4 protein-coding genes are annotated in these 3,311 nt (G+C 68.4%); all 4 read right to left on the bottom strand.

Going from position 1 to position 3,311, the window contains the following annotated elements:
- Window positions 1–322 precede the first annotated feature (322 nt).
- Complete coding sequence (locus AC16DP_RS08415) at window positions 323–937, bottom strand: pentapeptide repeat-containing protein (RefSeq protein WP_329732916.1); 615 nt, start codon at window positions 935–937, stop codon at window positions 323–325.
- 7 nt (window positions 938–944) lie between these two features.
- On the bottom strand, window positions 945–2,594 hold the full coding sequence (gene sitA5, locus AC16DP_RS08410) for a SitA5 family polymorphic toxin (RefSeq protein ID WP_483956669.1): 1,650 nt from the start codon (window positions 2,592–2,594) through the stop codon (window positions 945–947).
- A 271-nt stretch (window positions 2,595–2,865) separates the two neighbouring features.
- Window positions 2,866–3,051 carry a hypothetical protein gene (locus tag AC16DP_RS08405; protein ID WP_329732918.1) on the bottom strand — a complete coding sequence of 62 codons (186 nt, stop codon included), beginning with the start codon at window positions 3,049–3,051 and terminating at the stop codon, window positions 2,866–2,868.
- Between the two features lie 80 nt (window positions 3,052–3,131).
- Window positions 3,132–3,311 (bottom strand): hypothetical protein (locus tag AC16DP_RS08400; RefSeq protein WP_483956670.1); only part of this gene is annotated, 180 nt, incomplete at its 5' end.

The raw sequence follows: 3,311 nt of genomic DNA, 5'->3' as shown, positions 1-3,311 counted from the left end.
GGGGACGACATAGGTGAACTCGCCCCGCACGGGACGGCCGACTGCGACGGAGGCGAGGTTCGAGGGGCTCACGGCGACCTGTGAACCACTGTAGCGGCGCTCCCTGACACCGGTAGTTTCTGGCCGGGGTGTTCACCGCGGACACATCCGTGGACACAGAAGGCCACACCCCCAGTGGGGACGGGGTTCACCTCAGCCGAGCCAGGGGTTCTCGGCGTGCTCCATTCCGGACTGGAGCGCACGCAGGGCGGCGCGCATGGCCGCTGACGAAGGCGCGCAACCGTGCGCGGGCGCCAGAATGCAGTGGCCGAGTAGCTCACCCTCACATCAAAATCCCCGGAGCCGTCTCCAACGCCGCGAGCAGGTCCTCGACAGTCGTATCCATCTTCTCGGCCACCGTGGGCGCATGCCAGGTTACCGCGACCGTGCCGACAGGCGACTCGCAGACAGCCTCGACGGTGGCTCTGCCGACCAGTCCGGGCCAAGCGTGCCGGCGCAGTTGCGCCGCGTGTCCGAGTGGGTCCAAAAAGGTGAAGCACGGCCATCGCGGCAGGCGAATGGTCCTCATGTCGCAATTGCGGAACCGGCACCCGTTGAGCCGGGCCTCCGAGAAGTCGCAGTCTTCGACGCCTCCCAGCTTCTCCCTCTCGTCCAGGTCCTCGCGGAACCCGAAGTCGTTGCCAGTAAACCGGCCCGTGAACCGGCACCCCTTGAAGTTGATGGGCGCCCAGCGCACGGTCTTCAACTCGCCCCTCGCCTGGATGGTGCAGTTGATGAACTGTCCCGACATAGGCACCAGCGACCGCCCTGCCGCGCTGATAATGACGGTGCAGTCGCGCAGCGTGAGGTCCGGGCCGAGCCAGTAGATTGGCCCCCTTTTCAGCTCCAGCCGCGCGCCGGCAATCTCTCGCTTCTCGTAGTGGATGTTGGGAGTCACGCGGACCTCAGAAGAAGATCATGCGAAAGAAGGTGCTCGCCATCCGCCGCCCATGCAGCGCGAAGTTCGACTCCGTACCAGACAGGATCTCGTAATGGTAACTCTGTCCGCCCGGCCCCGTAATATCGACACCTCGGCTGTTCCAGGACAGCCCTGGGAATCGGTCCTTCATCTGCGTCTCCACCCACCGCCCTCGCGCCTGGCGCTCCAGTAGATTCGCGCGGTAGTCCTTGCCGGCTGCTCGCAACCTTTTGATCGCCGCGAGCTCATCGACTGACAGCTCCGCCTGGGACCACATCGCCGCCACCTCCTTCACGGCCGCCTGCAGCTCGTCACCCAATGCGTCGCGCGCTGGAATGTCGTGGATGCTCTTCCCGGGTGCGAGGTGCCACCGCTCCCCATTGCCGAGGACGACCTGCTTGTTGCCGCCGCGGTGCTGGATGACCACGGTGCCCGAGTGCCCTCCACCGGCTACCGCGCTTCCGCTCTTGGCCAGGATGTTGATGGCCACCGGCGCCTGCGGGGAGGTGAGGACGACGAGCGCGCGGCTCTCCTCCACCACCACCTCCACCGCAGCGGCCTCCTCCATCGCCACCGCCACCGAGCCCTCCATGCCCTGCGCCGCCCACTGCGCCTGAACCTGGTTGAACCTCGGCAGCGAACGCACGTGCGCGGCCACCTCGCCGAGCGTCCGCCCGCTGAGCGTGGCCACCGCGAGAATAAGGGCCCGGGCCGCATCCGTCCCAATCACCTGCCCGAAGGACTCGCCCGCATCGCGCAGCTCCTCGAAGGTGGTGGCCTCGTGGGCGCGCTGAGCCATGGCCGCCCAGCCATCCACAAGGCCCCACATGGCGTCCACGCCCAGCCAAGCGAGCAGCACGACCGACAGCGCGGCCGCAGCCGCCTTCGTGCTCGGCTCGGGTAGTAGCCAGAGCGCCAGGTACAGCCCCGCAGCCCAAACCAGCGACGAGAGGATGGCCTTCGGGCTCAACTCTCGCCCGAGGGCCGCCTGCGTCTCGTCGAGCACCGTGCCGAAGGCCAGGGCGAGCGCCAGGGTGCGCCTGTCGTCGGTGCGCAGATAGGGCCCGTCCGTGAAGAGGCCCAGGCAGTCGCCCCCGCCCCGGTGCTCGCACCAGCGCAGGTACTTTTCCTTGAGTGCCGCTTCGGCCTCGGGCACGAGCGGGCCCTTGTCGTTGAGCGGCACCAGCGTGAGCACCCTGTCGCGGTACACCTCGGCAAGCAGCTCCTCCTCCGGCATGGCTTGGAGGAGCACCTGGGCCGTCTCCTGTGCCGTGCCCTTTACCCGGAAGCGGTGGCCGAGCAACTGCACCGCGCGCTGGTACTCGGCCGCCGTGAGGGTCACCACCTGGGTGTTGCCGTGCGCCGTGGGACTGTCAGCAAAGACGGCAACCACGGGCTCGAGCTTTCGCTGCGCTGAGCGGACCTCCTTCGTCGTCGTCGGCCGCCAGCGGCTTCCCCCGGCGAGCTGCCCACCCATGGGCGCCTGCGTCGCGCACGCCGAGAAGAGGAAGAGGATGATGAGGCCCAAGGCTCCAGCGGGTGCCCAGGGCTGCGGGGCCCCCGTCCTCCCTCTTCGAGCCTCGAGCTGCGTACCGCCGCCCTCCCCCGCCCCAGGACTTCGGTACTCATTCGCCATGGCGCTGGCCTTCCCCTCAGGTGGAACAACCCTGAAGGATAGGATGCGGGAGACCCAACCAAACAGGGGGGGGGAGGCGCTCGCGCGAGGCCGAGAAACGACACCACCCCCCTTGACGGAACCCTCTCACCCCACCCGCCGCGTGGATGGACGAGCAGCGCGCCTCCGGCCACAACCCCGGGCAACACCGAAGCTCCCGGGGGAAGCCGCGATACGGAGTTCCCCGCGAGGCGGTGGCGGCGCCGCCTGCTGGGAAGAACCTACCGCTTCCTCACTTGAAGGTGACGTTCTCGAGCACCAGCTCGCGGCCGCCGCCCCTCAGCTTGAGCGTGTACGCCCCGGGCACTGCACGGGCCGTCGGCTCGCTCACGACGTAGAAGGCCGCATCGCCACCCGGCGCGACGACAACCGGAGTCAGCGTCCGCACCCGGGCAAGTGCCTCTCCCGAACCGGACACCCGAGTCGCCTCTTCTACCTCCCAGCTGTCCGAAGCGAGGAGCGTCCCGAGCCCATCGACTACCCCCTCGAAGCCGGGCCTCACCACGTAATTTCCCGCCTTCGTCCACTCGAACTGTTCCACGGCTTTGTCGCGTGCTCCTCGTCCACCACCACGAGGCCGAGGTTCTCCACGGGAGCGAACACCGCCGAGCGCACCCCGACGGCGATGCGCACCGTGCCCTTGCGCAGGGCCTGCCAGTGGAAGAGGCGCTCGCGGTC

The sequence above is a fragment of the Archangium sp. genome, assembly GCF_057119385.1.
Note: the sequence above shows the minus strand (reverse complement) of the source record. Positions and strands in the feature narration are given on the sequence as shown.